Raw genomic sequence first — 17,619 nt, forward strand, 5'->3', positions numbered from 1 at the left:
TCATATTTTTCCGGCGCTATGGAACTACCATCAACAGTGTATATTCAAATGTTTTAAAGACTTGAATGGTGCATCAAAGCTTTTAATTATTTTCATTTAATTTTTGTAATTAAATAAATGTTTGTATGCAGCTGGTACTTCTTTTTCCATACCCATACAATCAATGTATAACTTGTCCATGCCAATCATCGATTCGGGCAGGGTAGTAATGTCGGTTAAGATAATGCCTAGATATCTTAGATTTTCTAAGCGATTAATATCGGCTGGCAATTCTGCTATTTTGTTGGCGCCTATTTTTAGTTTTTCTAATTGCTGCATTTCTAAAAACACGCGCGGAAATTCCCTTAAGTTATTTGAAAAGAGATCGATGTCTGTTAAGTCTTTTAGTTCTGTTATGTTAGGAGAAACCTTTTGAATCTTACTATGGGTTATCGATAGTGATTGTAACTTCGTTAATTTCGAAATACCATCGGGGATTTCGGTCATGGCCGTCTCAATTTGTAAATGCGTAAGATTTTTTAAGCGTTCAATTTCAGGAATCCAAATCGTACAATTAGGCTCATACAACTTAAGATGCGTTGCATTGTCTGGGTCTAACAATGCCACCTGTAAGGGTAAAGGCAATCCGCTAAATTGTTTTTCAGTCATGTCTGAAGGAATGTCTGTCGATGGGTTGTTGGTTGAAGCAGGGCGTACAACATACACGCCTCCTCCCAAACGATTGGATCCCGAGTTCTGCACAGATTCCATAAATGCCAATGAATTCGGTGTGCGAAAACTTTCAGGTACTTCAAAGGTATGAAGACCTAAATGATACGCAGGAAGGTAATCTGCTTTTTCTACATCTAGAATTTTTATCTTGAATGTTTCGCCCTGTGTTTTAAAATTTACATAGGTTGTACCCGAACTTTCACCAGGCACGTACACAGGTATGGGTCCCCATTTCATAATGCCATTCCAACCAGAAGAGGATTCTTTACTGTATTTTTTTATGTGAAATGTTTTGTTGAATCCTGTTCGCCAATAGATAAATGGATTCGTATTTTCGGTTACAAGTGGCACCATTTCTATTGCTGCTGCCGACTGTGGAAAGTTTTCTTTGTTTGAAATATTAGGCAGGTAATAGTCATCCCGATTATTTGTCGTAAGATCTTCCTGAAAGCGGCAAATCATACGGCTATCACGCAAGCCCGAAAGTAAAATTTCAACCTTTCCATTGCGTTTAAAAATTATTCCCGCCTGATGGTTGTTGTCTTGGGATGCACGAAGATTTATAAATTCTATGTAATCAGATGTTACATATAATTCCTGAAAAAGTTTTTCAAATGCTTTTTCACCCAAATCTAAATTTTTGTTATGTATCTGGTAGTAGGGTAGTGTGTCTGTTTTTCCAGTCTCTAAGAAAGGAATGTATGTATGCGGACCGTAAAACGAGCCGCTGCGGATGGAGAAGCGTAAGGGTGTTTGGAACGTAATGACTGAGTTCCCTTTTTCATCTAGTGTTGCATATGTTTTTCCTTCAGACCTTGTTTTACTTTCATATATTTTGAACGAACCTGATTCATCCACGTCTGAATAGACCATGTATTGCTTAAGCGATGGAATGAAGAAGTACCGTGGGTAATATACCCGTCCGCGTAATACGGGTGCTAATTCCATTGTTTTCGATTTGCTTAAAATTACATTTCGAAACATGTACGTAAACTTTAATGGATTCTGTGCTTGGCTTACTAGAAAGAAGGCCAATATAAAAATGGGGATGAGAATATACAAACTTGTTAATTTGCTCATGTTTTGATTTATATTATTAAGAATACGTATCTGTCTTTTCTTTCTTTTACCTGATATCCCAATTAAACAAAGCCTGGCACGTTACTCGTTGTTGTGCCATCGGCCAACAACCATATAAAGCCTAGCACTTTACCCGTTGTTGTGCCAACGGCCAACAACCATAAAACCGAAGCCATACTTTGTTTCTGCTTTTTTGTAGTCTTTGACTACATTTTATCTATTGCAGTCAAAGACTGCAGAATTTTAGACACCAGTCCCGCTTCGCTAAAGACTGGCGCCAGAGATTCGATGGTCTGTGTGTCAAAGACCATGGTGTCGGCGCCAGAAAGTCGACGACATTTCAAAGATATTTTCTTCATCCCCTAACGGTGGCTTTTGTATTTGTATATACGAACCTTGCATTACACCGCTTTGTTCGCCTGTTTTTTTATTCACTGTACACTTACCGAAAGATGCATCATTGTCGCAGCTAATATGATATTCAGTTTCGCCTTCGTGTATGGTGTTTTCAAAGCTCGGAGAGAATACGCCAAAGTGTTTTTTGATAAATGCCAACGCTTCCAGGTCGTTTGCAGAATGAATGTAAAATTCTCCATGTTCTGATGGATTGTTAAATGGAATGATCTCGTTATTTGTAAGATTCACAACAATGTCATAGGTCAACTTTACGTTCGCTTTATTCATAGGTACATATTGAATGATTCTTGTAAAATCAATTGCTACACCATTTACTCCTCTCCAAACCTTAATATGATAGTCATCGCGATGGATAGAAATGTTTGGATGCTTTTCTTTCAATAAATCGATCGCCTGTTGAATAAGCTCGTTATTCTCTTTTAACGATAATTCTTCTTGGTTCTTCATTTCTATTTAATCAGATTTTAATGAATCATTATCCTTTAAATGATACTGTTGAATCAGTTTGTTGTCGATATACAACTCTACCGTATTGTTAGGCAAAAGGATTAGCTTCATAGGTAACACACTTTTTTTAGTAATCCAGAAAATCCAATCAAATTTTAACGATTCCTTTTCCTTACACAAGGCATAGTCGAATGGGAATTCACAAAAGTTAAAGTTATTTTTAATTGAATTAAATCGAAAACCAATTTTATTCATGTTTCTTGGTATATATGTCGTTGGCCATTTTTTAGTATTGGGGTTAATGTCCATACTATATCGAGTGCTGCTATTTAATTTTATGTTGTGTATAAATGAACTACTGTCTGTTTTATTTTCGATTTCAAGTTTACACAGGCTATAGTTTTTATACCAAAAGGATCTGATTTTGATATAGCTATATACAACCTGGCCAATCCCAAACGCAAGCATTAGGCCCAACGGAACTATAACAACCATGTTTGGTAATGGCTTTTTCATTAGGTGACACAATAGCCACAAGCTGCATAATAGCGAGCCTTCAACCCAAAGCAGCGGTGTTAAATATTCCGATGCACTTGATCCTTTGCTACCTCCATTTGGCGAAGCGTGCGATAATCCTACATATATCCATACGGCAATAAAGGAGAGTACTCCCGTTACAATCATTGCAACAGACCAGTGTGTGAGCCAAAGTAAGAGCCATTGTATGCCAGCCATTACGATGAGTAACATGGAAATCATTCCTATTGTTTCTTTATCCCCTTGTTGCATTTGTATTTCGTGTATGTTTATTTTTAGATGTGTTTTATTTATGTGAATGGGTAAAATTGGTGTGGTGCTCCAGCCGTTCTATTACTAATTCTCATTATAAAGTCTGTATGTTTAGGAAGCTCTTTAAAAGTATTTAACTGTTCTACTTTCTCCATCATTACACAGGCTATTTGTGCAATTTTAGCACCTATACAATAACGAATACTTGTTTCCTCATCCAAATCATCTGGACGTTCCTCTGAAAACCATTTATATAAATCGTCCGAAATTGGATAGCGATGTAAGACATCTGTTTCACAATAGGCACCTAGAGCTGGTATTGCATCAAAATTTGAAGACCATGCGATAACTATACGATCTATAGGTGTAGGATTTTGTTCTGTTAACCAAACTGAAAAATCATTAAATATAGGAGTCAGTTCATCGGCACATTTTTCAATGTCTATAGTATGCAAATGATCCATGAATTTTCGCTCGATTTTATCGGGTTCCGTATGACAGGTTGTGGCTTTAGCCAAAGTTTTAAGTCTTACATTGCCGTGATCAATTACGTTTTGTTCTCCATTGAATTGGTACACATTCTCGCATTCCCATCCACTGTGTTCCCCAACACTAAATATGATTTTGGCTGCACGAGGTAAATTCAAGAATTCGTGTGTATTACAAATCTCGGGTAACACTTTTTCATAACAATATGCAAGAAACTTAACCACAAGAGTTGCATCTTCTTCGAAAACCTCTGTAAGCTCTAATTCGTCTAGCTCTACTGTTGCAGCTTCACTTTCCATACATATTCCTTTTTCACTCATTAATGAGGTATAGAAATATCCTCCAGAGTCTACTTCTATATTTATTGCTGCAATAGGGGCAAGAACATTATTATCCTCCATCCACATTGTAAAACAATTTGGTAGTTCTTCCCGTAGCTTCGCTATTACATCGTCTACAGAAAATACTTCTTCGTTTTCGCCTTCGTACTCTTTTAATGCACTTTCAAATGTCTTTTGTAGTTTACTCACCTTTTTAAATTAATTGTAATTATTAATTTTTAATATTATATGCGAATCAAGAGTTGGATTTATTACTTATTGGTCTTTGTTGAAGATATTCAATATTTTATTCCAAACCTTGATTCGCTTATTATACTTAATAAAATGAAAATTTAGTATAATTGGTATTCCGTATTTATTTTACTCTTCGTGCATTTCTTCGCAATAGAATTCATACCATTCGCTAAATTCTTTTGATATGGTTTTTATTTTTTTAGCGAGTGCTTTATAGGTGTATCTTTCTTCTAAAAGCGGAATCAGGTTTTCGGTATTAAATACATCGTGATCCATGTCGATCGCAGCGAGGTATTTAATGATTGTCGGTAGATATTTTTCGTCTTGTTTTGCTAATTCGGATACTGCATGGCATAAAACGGTTTCGCAAGGGTTTCTATAGAGGTATTTTACTTTTGGATATTGAATGCAGTTAAGTATAATTTTTTGCACGCTTGCTGCATCCTGTTGAGCTGCTGTTGCAAAGAACATGGGCTCTTCTAGTATTTTTCCTTTTGTATCTTGAAAGATAAATTGTAAGGTTGAACCTATTCCTGCTCCTGTCAAATCAGATACGATGGTTTGTATTTGATTAAGTGCATCTTCAAAACTTTCTTTTGTTGAAAGATCTTCAACCTGAATTTTTACTAAATCTTGATTTTTTATAGCATCCGCTTGCTCTTTTGAATAATGCATATTGAACACTGCTTCAGGGGTTGTGGACTCGAAATTTAACGCAATAGGTGTGTTTATATCCGCGTTGGAAATTGTTGGAAATACTGTACTATAAAAATCCAATGCTTCTGCCAGTACAATTGTTCTGTTATCGATGTAGTATAAATGAGCATGAAAATTTGGAAACATAAACATTCCCTCTCCCGAATTGTTAGGCATGGAAGCCGTAACCAGTAATGGCGACAGGCTAAAGTCGGTATGTATTCTTCGGATAATACCACCACTCCAGCATAGCCAAATCCCTTCTGAACTTACTTTAATGGTGTTCAAACTTTCGTAAAATTCTCTTAAAGCTTTCATATAGTTTTTATCCCGAACGGTGCCAAGAAATAATTCCGCTATTGTGTCACATTCGTTCGGATAATAACTGAGTTGGTTTTTTTGGAAATCTCGTACCGACAGCACGCGTTGCATTTCGAACGTTGTTGCATCGAATATTGCAAGTCTATAATCGAAAACTGTTTCGCCCGTTTCGGTTGTTTTAGATACCACCTCGCCATTAGCAGGCATAATCACACGGTTGTTTTTTATATCGACAACGGGGATGAAATCATTAAAAGCATATTGCGGAGCAAAGGCCAATTCGTATTCTGTTACGTCGAAGCTTGTTACATCCAATACAGAATAAAAATGGCGGAATACTTTTGTGTTGTTTATGCGTTCACTGTCTGTTCTGTAAAAAAGTAAGTTGCCATCTTTTCGGATCTGTAGCGATTTCCCAAGAATGTCTGGTAGTTCAAACGTTTCTACTTTTATCGCATCCAGTGTAAGTTGTACCAAACAATTGTGATTGGATTCATTCCTGAAAGCAATATATAACTTGGTTTTATCGAGTGAAAGAACTGCTTTTACGTCGATATTTCCCTTGAAATCAATTTCAAATAGAAGTGTTTTATCGGCGGCATCGTAAGCACGAAGCCAGCCGTTCCAGTTCATAACAACAAATTGCGTTTCATTATAAAATTCAGAAAATACAATCGGGTCTTCATCGCCTGTTAAGGGGAAGTTCCAATGGTTCGTATATCCATCGCCTTCGGCTTTAAATACTTTTACATGATTTACGCCTTCTTTGTCGATGATGAGTTTATATGTTTGGGACATGATGAATTTTTTAGTTTAACACTTTTTTAGGACAGCTTTTATGGTGCTCGTATTAAGCGAAGCGTCGCTAGTGTCTCTATTTTTTTGTAGTCTTTGACTAATTTTTTATTTATTAAATGCAGTCAAAGACTGCAGAATGATTAGACACCAGTCCCGCTTCGCTAAAGACTGGCGCCAGAGAGCTGCCGTTCACGATCATTGATTGGATCTGGCAGCAACACCAACAATAGCTTGTAGCCGATCTATTCAAAATCATTCCAATCCACATTCAGCCAAGGCGAATTTTTATTGCTTAGTAAATAGTTGATATTGTTTTTGAACTCCATCATCACCACTTCCGTGTATTCTTTACTTTTCCAATACTGCGCACCAATGATGTAGGATAGTCCAAAACTTTCCCACGAATCAAAGGAGTCTTTTATGCGTTTGCCATTTTCCTCCAATAGACTCCATGCTTCAGACTCTGTAATGAAGTCATTGTAGAAACTATGTCGGATGAGCCAAGCGCAACGACCGTAGTGCCAGCCATAATCACTTTTGGCCAAATCGAATTGGTAATCATCTACCATGCTCAGTAGATTGCTGAACTCCATATCGATGCCTGCGTGTTTGTTTTGTTTCAGTTCTTCGTTGCTTAACAATTCCCAATTGTCCTGCACAGCAGCAAACGTTTTTTCGTTATGTAAATAGTTGAATGTGTCGCTCAGGTCTGCAAGATTTTTGATTTCCCAATCCCGCAACAAACATTGTTTGCTATCTTTTAATAAAAGTGGCGTACTATATATGTGGTGGGGTAGAAGCGTATCGTGATATTCCTTATTTAATTCTGCAAGCATCGCAGAAGTAGCAATGAGCCACAATTGAGATTTACTTAACTGTGTTGGGTTTTCGAATGTATGATATTTACTCATGGTGAGGCTGATTAATTAGATTTTACAGAACTGGAAGTTGAATGTGTGTTGATGTAATTTTTCGAACTTGTTATTTCTTCTTCGCAGTCATCTGGAAATTCTAGTCCGTAGGCAATACATTTTTGATGATGGATCAATGCTTCTGTAGGCATATCAAATGCATCATATGCATTGGCCATATTATGTGACATCCAAATGTGATTTAGATTGGTGGTCTTGATCACATCGAGATAGATGCTTCCAAACGGAATGATGTATAGATCAATGTCATTTTCCATAACAAAGCTAAACTTATCCATCAAATAGTTCTCAATCCAATCTATCGGAGGCGTCTCTGATAGATTGTAACAGTGCACACACTTCAATGCCCAATCCATCTGTTCTGTATACTGTTTGCGTTTACCGTGAGCTGCTGATAGAAAATAGGCTGGAGTGGCTCCCTTGTACACATATCCATTCGTAAATAAAGCTTCTGTTGGTTCTGTTACCAATTCAATTAGTTCTTCATACCGTTTAAGCGTATACAAACTTTGCGGTAATAATTCAAGTATGCATAGTTCTATGGTAGCGTTTTTATGGTCTGTAGTATGCTTCAAAACATGTTTAACATATTTGACACAGCGCCCATAATTTCCCATTTCAAAACAAAGTTTGGCGGCACCATACATGGATTTTATACCATTACCTTCCGTTAAAAACGTTTCTGGTTTTTTGTAGCCATCGTACAAGTCTAAGGATTCTTCTATATACAGATGGTTGTGATATTCTTTTGGAATGGTATTTAAGTAATGACTTAACGATACCGTAAAATAAAAATGGTATTTTGAGTCAAACTCATTGGTACGACAAATACTTAATATCCATTTTGCAGATAGGTGGGCATTTTTATAATCTTGTATTGCAAAAGACCATTCACACACCAATTCATTTGCTGTTAATGCGTATTTGTTGTATTGCAAATAGATACGCATATATTCTATCGCTTTTTCAAATTCTCTGATTTGGCCAGCAGCACGTGCCAGATTGTAATAGATCTCTATGTTTGTTGAATCAAGCGTATTCGCATTTGAAAAATATTCATAGGCTTTCTCATAATCCGTTGTTGCATAAAATGACATACCCATCTGATAATTTGCCATAGCATCGGTTGGGTATTCATTGTAATAATTTAGTATGAATTCCTTTTCTTCAATTACTTCCGACCAGCTTGGGATATCTCTTAAATAATGCGTTTTTATTTTATAGGCAATATTATTATCGGTGGTAAGAGACAGAGCTTCTTTAAGTGCTTTTTTATCTTTCTTTTTTTTGATTGAATAGGTTTCTATATCTTTTGCATAAAGCAGTAGCGCTTTCATGTCTGCATCATCAGCAGGAGCTTGCGAGGCAAGTGTTACAGCCTCATCAAACATGCCTTGTTCAATGAGTGCGTTGATATTTTTTATGTAAAACTGTTTGCTATTTTCTTTTGGGTCATACTCCTTCATGCAAAAATCAATATATGCTCTGCGTGCACTTGCGGCAGCAGTTACGTATTGAATGTTCAACGGATTGAGTTTCGATAGATTTTCAAAAATGAGTAAGGCCGCTCTAGTTATACCGAGCTTCAAGTAACACTTTCCTAACAGAAATAAACATTTAGTATGATCCGGATTTGTCTTTAGTATTTCAATGATGCCTGCTTTTGCTTGTGATGCATTGGATGAGTTGAAAATAAATTTAGCGCGCATGTAGATCAATTGCTTATCTTGAGGGTAGTATGCGAATGCTGTATCGAGTGTCTGTTCAAAAATGACAGCTACGTTTTCTTCTTGCTCTATAAATGCTGCTTTGTACAATATATTAAGCTTGCGTTGCCACAGTATCAGTGGTTTTGCTTCGTCGGGTATTCCTTCTGCTAAGACATTAAAAGCTTGTGCATATTTTTTTTCTCTGTAACAACTTGCCGAATGTAATAGGCGGTTATAAAGTTCATCGAGTTGGTTTGTTGAGAAAACATCTCTAGGTATGGCATGTACAATTAAATCTAGTTCGTTATTTCCATTTCGAAGGAGTCTGTAAATATATCCGTATTGTTCCCAAAAGGCTTTGTTTGCCTCATCTTTAGGATCTGGAAAAAAATCTACAAATGGAAAAGCATTTGCTAATAATTTAAGTATCTCAGATGTTAGATATGGTTTTTCATTTAAAAAATCTGCAATAGCTTGGCAATAGGCAAATAGATTTTCTTTGTCGGTACTTTTTATACTATCTATAGAACTTTTCCAGAATGCGATATCAAACCGACTAGTAGGATTGTTGTATAGATTGCTTAGATGCGCTACGAGTGTTTCAGGTGAAATGCATTGTGCTCCTGTTTCTAAGAGTTCCTTATCCGAGTCCGACATCAATACCTTTGTAGGGACGATGCTTTCTATTTTTCGAAGAAGACGCTGCGCACAGTGTATATAACTAAAGATTCGTTCAATATCAATTTCAAAATCCAACTCCGCTATTTTATCACGTAGTGCTTTTTGTATTGCTACTTTATCTGAAAGGGTTTCGATGCCTAATAGTTCTTGATCGGTCATGTTGTAACTAGTATTTAATTTGTAAGCTTTGGTTGCGCTTCTATTCTGTATTCCGTAACTATTGAATGCCAGTAACCATATATGGAAACAGAAAAGTAACTAGGTTTTTTGACCGTTACGTTTGTATACGCTGCATCCAGCAATGTAAATAATTTCAATTTGAATAATTCATCAAACAAGGTCATCGGTGTGTTGTCATAAAAATCGCTGTACAATACTTCTTGTTTTTCTTCAGATCTTCCTATTAAGTCATACCATAGGTGAGTGATTAGACTTACGGATAAGCGATTTATATCCAGCACATTTCCACTTAAGGTAGGCTTTGTGTCATTCGTAACCGTCCAATTATTATCTGGACCTGTATTGATGTTGGATAAAAGTGTATGAGCACATTTTTCGTATGCCTTTCCGATTGCAGGATTTCGAAGATCAAATCTGTCATGGTACCATTCATAACAGATTGCTTCATACGTCAATGCATCATTGTTCGCTGTTTCAATAGCTTGTTGCAACTCTTTTGTAAAATGATCAATGATTGGTTGAATCTCAATCTTATTCAATTCTTCCTTTACTTCTGCAGGAGACATTAATAAGTCGTTAAGTATAGCTGGGTGTGTTGCATTTAATTCATCCCAGATGCTTTTTGTACGTGATTCAATTTTAAGTAACATGCTTGACTTACTCATGTATGCTTTGTTAAATGATAAATAAATAATTTAAGTATATTTTATATCGAATCGAAAAGATATTGTTTTTGTTTCGACAAAAAAAGTTTTGGATTATAATTTTAAGAACAGAGCATCTGTTTGGTATTAAATTTATTTCAGCCCTATAATCTCTAAAATTATAAACTGTAATTTTATCAAAAACTACTCCATACGCACTTGGATGCTGTTGATTAAATTCTAGTAATTCTGATTTTATAGCGTTTTCTAAATGTCTCATTTTATGCTTATGTGTTCGAATGTATCTTCCAATTGTATAGACCAAAACATACCATTATTTCGATTCTTCAAGTGCGTAACATTCCCTAAAATAACAATCTCTTTAAATTCTTATAGGTTCGAATGTTGAGGGAAAATACCTTTAATGTCTACATATCCCCAGTACCTTTCTTCACTTGCTCTCGTGTTAAGCGAAGCGTCACTAGTGTTTATTTATATAATTCAGTCAAAGACTGCAGAATATAAGACACCAGTCTGAAGACTGGCGCCAGGAGGGGGGCAAGTGTGCTTCGTTTAACACTCGCACTACCCAACCCGTTGTTGTGCCAACGCCAACAACCATCTACAGTAAGATGTTCATTCTGCTCTTTCACACTAGATTACTCACTCACCGTTATCACCCCTTTGTTATCAATAATCTTTTGTAATATTTCGCCTTCGTTGCCGTTGGCACGTGCTGCTTTTGCATGCTTTACAGCTTCTTTTGACTTTCCTAGTTTGTAATACATTTCTGCCACGTTGGCGACATACATTGGCTCTGATGGAACATTGAGTGCTGCTTTTTTGAAATAAGGTAGAGCTTCTTCATAGCGTTTTTCAACATCCAAGGCACAACCACTTAAGTTGTATAAGCGACCTAATGCAGCTATGTCGTGTGCTGATTTATCAATAAAATAATCTTGTTGTGCCAAGTATGCGGGTATACCTTCTCGTAACCACAACAAACGTGCTTTTAAGAAATATACTTGTGCCATGGCTGGATCCATAATTAAAACGGCATCTGCTTTTTCTTCGGCCAAATCCCATTCTTTGTTTTTTAGATCGTTCCAAGCGGCCTGCAACAAGGTTAATTTATTTTTATTTTTAAGTGCAGCAATATCTATTGTATCCAGAAAGACATCTTTGTTCTGATGCAAAGCCAAAACTAAAGGTTCTACTATGGAAGCAAATGCTGGTTTTTTTAGAATATGAGTATAGGTGTATTGAATGAGTTCAAACACAAACAAACGGTCGTTTGCAAAGGATTCATCCAAGGGGATATGTGTAGCCAATCGTTCTATGAAATCTGTTTTGAATGTTTCTCCAAACAGTTCAGCGCCCTGTTCGAAAAGTGCTTCAATAGTTTTATTCCACGATTCTTCATACAATTCAAGCGCCTCTTCTAGTGGCCATAAGGCACCTGTATTGTTTTTAAAATAGGAGAGTAAGCGTTTTACTTTTGCTGTGCGATACACCGTAGCAAAAAAAGCTCCTTCTTCTTCGTAGTCGTCATCGTCTGGAAGCATGGGGCCGTAACGTTCTTGCTCTTTAACCGCCTGCATCATTTTTTTAGAAACGATTGCGGGTATGTGGTCATATCCCAGTTTTTGAAGCATTACATAGATATACGGAAGTTGTTCTTTTGCATCCATGATCTCCATGCTATCGGTAGTGGATTCAAAATAGGCTAGTTTTTCAAGCAACAGCGATTCAAACGGTTTTAAAGCTTCTGCAGAGAATGTAGATAAATCAATGCTTGAAAAATATCCTTTAAAAGTATCATAGCTAATTCCTTCCCGAATTAAATTAATAATATATTCAGATATTAATGGATGGTTGCGTTGTTCGCATGCATACGCAATGCGTGTTTGCATATCGATATCGTCAATCTGGTTGATAATGGATAGTAAGAATAAACGAATCTCTGGGTCTTTGCCAAATTCATCCCGGATTCCGTGCTCGTTACGGATGAAATCGTAAATCAATCTTTTGTTGAATGTAATCGATGCAGGTAGATCTTTCAGATTGTAGTGCATGTAATCAAAATTCATTCCATTGAAAAGAATGTTTCGGGCAAGTGTTCGATCCGATAATGAACAAAGAATTTCAAATGCTTTTGTTTTTAACGCATACGTTTCTTCCTTATTTGTATAATATTCACCGTCGATTTGAGTCTCTTCTTCAATCTCTGTGTCTTCTTCACAGTCTTCGATTTTAGGGGAAATATAAGGATTTACGATGTATGTAGGAGAGCAATAATATTCTTCTTCTGTATCCTCGTCTTCTTCAGAATCTTCATACGTATCAGTATTGTCAATGAACTCATACGATTCCGTCAAGGTATTAGCTGCTTCTTCAGAGCTGGGCATTTTATTGGACAATCCCGTATGCGGAGGAATATATAGTTTGTTTAAAATTTCCAAGAGCTCGTTTAAACGTGAGGTACTCGCATCAATTTCAGTTGCTAACTTTTGAATACGTGCATCATTTTTACTCAGAATAATTTCTGCTATTGTTTCTTCTTGTACGTCAAGGTTTCGGTTTTCAGAAAGATTTTTTTCAATACGAAATGGATTCCATGGGTGACTTGAATTATAGACGTAAGTGCTTTCGTTATTCGCCAATACGAATACATGCCTGGCCGAATGCTTTGGGAAGTGTAGATTGTAAATTAGTTTTTCTACAATTGTTTCCGCATCATACACAAACTCCATTTTCATGGGGTTGTAGTCGCATTGAAAAACTTCTTCGCAATACGAACTCAATAAAAAGGTGCTGGATATAATAGGTAAGTCGTGTTCTTTTGTACTGTCGATTAAGACCGCTAGGCTAGAGGCTGCGTGAAAAGCAATGTCAATATGTTGATACATGTGGTTGTGTTCTAGCACAATCTTTCCAATGCTAAATGTTGGGTGTTCTTCCACAATATAATTGAAACAATTTTGCACCATTGTTTCAATATCAGCGTGTACATCAATTTTTTCTGTAGTTGGACTTAAACCTTTCTCCCATAAAATAATTTGATGATCTGAATACGTGATTACACGATCATCCATGTAAGCCGTTGCTAAATTATGAAGAGCACGTTCGTAGTAAAAGTTTTCTTCATTCAGACTTTCAAACCAATTGGTATAAGTCGCTTGATCGTTTTCATTCCGCAACGTTGTAAATAAAAATTCTTCTCCCGTACTGATGATAGGCACTTCGGGTTTGGGTGCAAAGTAATACGTGGGGGCTAAATTATGTTTTGTTGTACGTATACAAATCGGGGTTGCAGGGTCTTGTATATTGAAAATGGATTGGCTAATCATGTAGTCGCCAATAAATTCAATAAACATATTTCTGGGTGTATAGTCTTCTTGAATTGTAGAATGGACTAGTGGATTTGTTTTGTCTGTTACATCAATAAGAATCAAAGAACCAGCGCCACCACTTGCAACGAGTAGATTGTTGTGTACAAATAATTTCCCCGCAGATTGTATATAGAGCGAATCGGATATCGGGTTTGATTCCGCTGTATGTAAGCTGTAAATCTCTAAATAATTGTTGTTGCAGGCATATACATATCCATCAGCAATGGTATGACTTTGGTAATTTTTTTTTGCTTTTTCATTTATATAAGCAAGCTTACTTTCTTCAATTCCTTTTTCGCTTGTGTTGTAGCCGATTATTCCTAACTCGGTATCAGTTATATAAACAACACCATCAGTATAGCTACTCAAATCTACTTCATGTGTTGTTGGAAGTTGCATTTGTTTAAGGATTTCAACTGTTTGTTCATCTGTGATTTTGGACACGGTGAGTACAGGTCCATTTTCTTTTTGTGTTGAAATAAACGTTTCTGCATCTAATGGGTAAACCCAAGTGTATTTTTCTACCTCTATTTTATGTGATACGTAATAACAGTGTTCGTAAGAAGTTTTGTGTATTTCTTCGGTCTTGTTTTTTTCTGTGTTGAGCGAATGCTCTTCAACCTGTTTGTCAAAAGCTACCGCACGCTCTTTTTGTTTAATCTGTTTTTCGTAGGCTTCAAGGATGTAATCTGCATTTTTTAATTCGTGTTGAAGTACAATCTTTTCAAACGTTTCGTGTGTAGGTACAGATTGTACGTGTAGTAATGCATTGTCACGTTCGTTTAGTGCAACACACACTTTGGTAAGCACGACTGATAATAGGTAGAACGCTTCTTTGTTTTTGTAGGTTTCTACTAAAGGGATAAGTTTTTCTTTCAGTGCTATTAACGCATCCTGTTCCATAGGCTCCCTAAGAAGCCATAAGGTATCTAACAATTCAAGTGTTGCTACTTCTTCCTTTGTTTCTATTGTTGCAGCGTAGGTGGTATACGCTTCTTTATTTTTCAATAAAAATAAGGAACATAGATATTGAATTTTCTGAAAATCAGAAAGCACTACCACAGTATCAAATACATCGATTGATTCTTGAAAACGATTTAAGAAAAATAATTGACTTGCCAGATAAGTTATGGCTGATTCGTACTGTACATTGGTTTTGGGTATCTGCTGAAGATAATAAGCGTATGCTTCTTCGCCATACTTAAAAATTGTTTCTCTGTGTGTGCGATAGATTTCAATATTGTATTCCAACACCATACTGAACCAAGAATCAAATGCTTCGTTTTCAGTGATTGGGTTCGGTATGTTTGCTACTATAAATTCTTTTTCTGGAAACGTACTGAAAAAGGTATTGAATGCTTGAAGGAAAGCCTGTTCGGCTTCAAGTGCTGTTTTAATTTCTGAGCCTTTTGAGCATAAGCTCCAATTTTTAAATTCATCTTTTAGTCTAAAAATAATATCAGTATCTTTTCGATACATGTAGGCAATCTCGCTCGTGTCATAGCTGTATACTTCTGATTCAGTCTTGGAACGTCCTGTTAGCGTTCCATTCATACAAAATAAATGAAACCCTGTTTGACTGAACCGTAGAAAATGTTTCGAATAGTTGTATTCAGGTATATTAAGATTTACCTGATAAAAAGGGCCGATACCTTCCGTATGGTTGAAGGCCTGCAATACTACTTTTTCTGTTAGATCGAAGCGTAGAGCATGCGTGAAAAAACCAACGATATGTGTAAAATCTTCTTGCGAATAGGAGGTAGCTACTTGTGCAATGCCAACTTCAATTTGTGTAAGTAACTCTTCTCTCAAACAAACTAAAAAAGCAATATATGCTTCATTCAGAATTTCTAAATGATTAAATCGTATGGCTGGCTGCGTTGTTAGATACTTTTTAGTTATTTCTTTTGCTTGCTCAATATAAGTGATGTCAATATTTTGCTGATTTTCCAGTGCTGCATCTGCCACATCAAGCCACTCTGAAATATTTATTGTACCAATGATTGCATGATCTTTTTTTGAAAAATAACTATCCCAATCGTTGGTAATATACACGTCTAATTTACCGAAGTTACTATCTGGCGACAGTACAACCATTCGAAGCGTTTTGGTGCCAATCTTTCCAGATTGTATCGCATCTTGAAGAATGGTTTGTAATTCACGTTCTATGGTTGATTGTATGGTAAGTGGTGTCATGCGAACTAATTATTTTAATTTTAATCAATGTGATTGTTTATTCCGTTTCTCACTATAAATAATGATTTGTTAAAATGGTTTTACCTTTTCATAAGTGGATGTTATTGCAATTATTAAAAAGGTGTCTCTTTCTAAATAAACGATTCCAATTTATAAATCAGTATCGGATCATAGTCGTGCTCATTTCCAATCAAATAAAAGGGCCTCGCAGTAGAAACACGATGAAACGCATCCGTACGAACAAAATGACTGAAGGAAATGTGCAGATGCAAAAAGGATACAAGACTTAAATATTCCTGCATTTCGCTATACACATTTGGAAAATTTTCAGTTAATTCATCCATACCTTCATAGATCATTCCGAAATCAAATGTGCCGGATTCTGAAAATAGCTCTTTTTTTAAATTTAACGATTCATCGCAATGCGCATACCCATTAGCCATTGCTACCGCATCAAACGGATCCGTTACAGCACCGGCATACTCTATATACAGTGCTTGCAAGGGAATATCGCTTCGACCAGGTTGCTCTACATCTCTTTTGAAAATTTCAAAACTTTCTATTAGATTTTCCTTTAAGGCAGGAATCGTTACAGATAAAAGCGCATCCCATGGCATTAAATAGCCATCTATCATAAGCTCTCTTGTGGTCATTTCTTTATAAAGTGATTGTGCTCTACTTAAATGAGTTAAAAATACAACATCTGTTTTGCAATGCACACAGGATGCATCTAAGTTGTCAATATCTATATCGCTAAATACTTCAGCATCCGAAACAGTGATCCCTAGCAATGTACGCACACTCTTCTTTTTGCTTAAGGAATCAAGCGGCATAATGTCTGTGCATTTTTCTAGATCATAATACGGCAACATTATTTTTATGATTTCTTCACGACCTTCTGCAACAGCTAAATGTAGCGGTGTATATCCTAAATCATCTTTAACCATAGCATAGCGGTTGATTGTACTTTTATCTAGTATTGCTTTTACAATAAACGGATGGTTTCGTTCAATGGCTGTAGTTAATGAAGACTCCAACCCATTGACAACTCCTTGTTCTAATAAAAAATCAGCAAACAGTACATTATTTCGATACGAAGCACGCCACAAAAGTTTGTCTTGATTGATATCAGCACCAAACTGAATGAATAATTTAGCCAATTGTACACCGCCATCGTTCATTTTTATGGAACATGCCATGTTTAGTGCAGTATCGCCATCAATTGCTTTAAAGTTTGCATTTGCTCCTTTTTCTAATAGTATTTTTGCTCTCTCCAAATACGAATCGTTTTCAGTTATGCCCCATTTATGTAACAAGTGAAATAGTTTTTTTGTTAATCCCTTTAATTCTAAACTACTCCAGTAAGGCTCGTCTTCTAGCCAATCTGAATATTCTTCCGTTTTTACAAATGACACGTGATAAAGTTCTAAATCGTCTGTTAAGGATTCTAAATAATCTTTGAGATCTTCGGTGACAATAATGAGTCTAGGGTCATCCTGCATTCTGAATATTTTCGCCCCATTTGTTTTACGTTCATCAATAACAAGAGATTTTATGTAAAA

At 36.2% G+C, this 17,619-nt stretch carries 10 protein-coding genes; all 10 read right to left on the reverse strand.

Going from position 1 to position 17,619, the window contains the following annotated elements; all coding sequences use genetic code 11:
• Positions 1-96 precede the first annotated feature (96 nt).
• Positions 97-1,791 (reverse strand): leucine-rich repeat domain-containing protein, encoded by a 1,695-nt coding sequence (locus tag Q0543_RS15245; RefSeq protein ID WP_299255023.1) that lies wholly within the window; start codon positions 1,789-1,791, stop codon positions 97-99.
• Positions 1,792-2,091: 300 nt separating this feature from the next.
• Positions 2,092-2,655, reverse strand: a complete 564-nt coding sequence (locus tag Q0543_RS15250; protein WP_299255026.1) for a hypothetical protein — start codon at positions 2,653-2,655, stop codon at positions 2,092-2,094.
• Between the two features lie 6 nt (positions 2,656-2,661).
• Positions 2,662-3,444 carry a hypothetical protein gene (locus tag Q0543_RS15255; protein WP_299255029.1) on the reverse strand — a complete coding sequence of 261 codons (783 nt, stop codon included), beginning with the start codon at positions 3,442-3,444 and terminating at the stop codon, positions 2,662-2,664.
• Positions 3,445-3,482: 38 nt separating this feature from the next.
• Entirely contained in the window at positions 3,483-4,463 is a 981-nt protein-coding gene (locus Q0543_RS15260) for a hypothetical protein (RefSeq protein ID WP_299255031.1), read from the reverse strand.
• A gap of 171 nt (positions 4,464-4,634) precedes the next feature.
• Complete coding sequence (locus tag Q0543_RS15265; RefSeq protein ID WP_299255034.1) at positions 4,635-6,323, reverse strand: hypothetical protein; 1,689 nt, start codon at positions 6,321-6,323, stop codon at positions 4,635-4,637.
• A 242-nt stretch (positions 6,324-6,565) separates the two neighbouring features.
• Positions 6,566-7,234 (reverse strand): DUF1266 domain-containing protein, encoded by a 669-nt coding sequence (locus tag Q0543_RS15270; RefSeq protein WP_299255037.1) that lies wholly within the window; start codon positions 7,232-7,234, stop codon positions 6,566-6,568.
• Between the two features lie 11 nt (positions 7,235-7,245).
• A complete protein-coding gene (locus Q0543_RS15275) occupies positions 7,246-9,804 on the reverse strand; it encodes a tetratricopeptide repeat protein (protein ID WP_299255040.1) in 2,559 nt (852 codons plus the stop codon).
• Between the two features lie 14 nt (positions 9,805-9,818).
• Positions 9,819-10,490, reverse strand: coding sequence for a hypothetical protein (locus Q0543_RS15280; protein WP_299255043.1), 672 nt, complete (start codon positions 10,488-10,490; stop codon positions 9,819-9,821).
• 638 nt (positions 10,491-11,128) lie between these two features.
• On the reverse strand, positions 11,129-16,057 hold the full coding sequence (locus Q0543_RS15285) for a hypothetical protein (RefSeq protein ID WP_299255046.1): 4,929 nt from the start codon (positions 16,055-16,057) through the stop codon (positions 11,129-11,131).
• 131 nt (positions 16,058-16,188) lie between these two features.
• On the reverse strand, positions 16,189-17,619 hold a 1,431-nt coding region (locus tag Q0543_RS15290; RefSeq protein WP_299255049.1), incomplete at its 5' end, for an ankyrin repeat domain-containing protein.

Origin of the sequence: uncultured Cytophaga sp., assembly GCF_937863595.1 — a bacterium.
GTDB lineage: Bacteria > Bacteroidota > Bacteroidia > Cytophagales > Cytophagaceae > Cytophaga.